This window comes from Bradyrhizobium cytisi (assembly GCF_008123515.1).
Taxonomy (GTDB): Bacteria; Pseudomonadota; Alphaproteobacteria; order Rhizobiales; family Xanthobacteraceae; genus Bradyrhizobium; species Bradyrhizobium cytisi.
In genome coordinates this window covers 1-1,670 of the sequence record NZ_VSSR01000103.1, presented here as the reverse complement: position 1 = coordinate 1,670, position 1,670 = coordinate 1, and the positions used below count along the sequence as shown (strand labels likewise).

General features: G+C 64.3%; 1 protein-coding gene. It reads right to left on the bottom strand.

The window, feature by feature from the left end; translation table 11 throughout:
- The coding region (locus FXB38_RS39875) for an integrase catalytic domain-containing protein (protein ID WP_148756364.1) at positions 1 to 1,598 on the bottom strand (1,598 nt) is incomplete at its 3' end.
- Positions 1,599 to 1,670 lie beyond the last annotated feature (72 nt).

Sequence of the window (1,670 nt, the reverse complement as noted above, 5' to 3'; positions counted from 1 at the left end):
GCTTTCCCGGCTTGCTCGACGAGAGGGGCTGTGGGCGGGTCGGGCCCTACATAGCCCGAGCCGTCCACAACCCCGGGCAGTGGGGCAGCGGCGACCACTTGGTCGGCCGTCTTCCGTCTAAGCGCCCTCAGCAGACGCTGCACAATCGAATGCTGTCTTGCCCCGAACTCCTCGGGCTGAATCTCGCTCAGCCGGCCGACGATGGCGAGCGCCGTCAGCTGCGGCTGCTCTGCCAGCCAGCCCTCGATCGCGGCAATATGTGGGTCGAGCTTGGACGGCATGCGAATCCTAGTTTTATAGGGCCGACGAGTTCGCCGGTGCGTGGCACGCGGCTCGCCGGCCGTCACCGTCTTTCCGAGCGTCTTGGCGAAAGTGGCTGCGCTTGTTGGCGTGGTGGTCGTGAAGGCGCGCTGCAGGTCACCCGCGTGTCCGGCACGACGATCAACGCGATTGCCGAGTTCGTCCTGGGTCGCGCGAATCTCAGCCAACAGCACGACCGGATCGAGCGAACGATACTGATCGCGCAGCCGTTTCTTCACGTCCGGGGTCACCTTGGGATGCGCCAGTGCACGCTCATAGGGCGTCGATGGGAGATGATACCGTTTGATCACTTTAGCCCCTTCGCGGCGCTTCTCCTTCAGCTTGAACGACGGCTGGAAGAAGTTGACGTAGAGCCGAGCCGCCGCATAGAGACGGCCCATCACACGGGCCGTCTCGACGCCGTCGAAGCGGCCATAGCCCATGAGGCGGCGGACGACGGCACCATTCTTCTGCTCGACGAAGGCTTGATCGTTCTTCTTGTAGGCGCGCGAGCGTGTGACTTCGAGCTTTTGTTCGCGGCACCATGGCACAACAACATCGTTCATGAAGGCGCTGTCGTTGTCGAAGTCCACGCCGCGCAACAACCAGGGGAACAGGCTCTGGGCGCGGTTGATCGCCTCGACGACGAGCGAACCCTCCCGCGTCAGCAACGGCAGGCACTCCGTCCAGCCCGTGGCGACATCGACCATCGTCAGGGTTTGGATGAACGAGCCGGCCACCGACGTGCCGCCATGCGCGACCATGTCGACCTCGCAGAAGCCGGGCACCGGGCTGTTCCAGTCATTGAACGTGCGGATCGGGACTTCGCGCCGGATTGCCGAATAGAATCCGGCACGGCGCCGCCTGCCGCCGCTCGCCGCAATCTTCACATCGACGAGCAAGCGGTCGATGGTTGCGGCGCTGATCGCCAGAACACGATCACGGTCGGCCTCACCAAGCTGCAATCGGCCATGTTGCTCGAGCGCCGGCAGCAAGGTCGGGATCATCACCTTGAGCCGCTTACCGCATACCCGATCCGACGCCTCCCACAGCGCCGTCATCGCGTCCTTGATCGTCGCGCCATATCTGCGCTTGCGCTGTCCGGGCGCCTCCATCCTCCCCGGTCCAACCGTTGCGCTCCGCCGAAGCGCGCGCACCGCATGCTTGCGATGCCAGCCCGTCGTCGCGCACAGCGCATCGAGGATGCGCCCCTTCTCCGCCCGTTTGGCCGACTCGTAACGCTCCGTTACGGTCGACAGCACCTCCCGCCGCGCGCCCATGCTGATCTTTCTCGCCATAGACGCCACCGAACCGATTCGATGGCACCGACCCAATCATCGGCGAGAAGTTGTCCAGTAACATTCTGGATG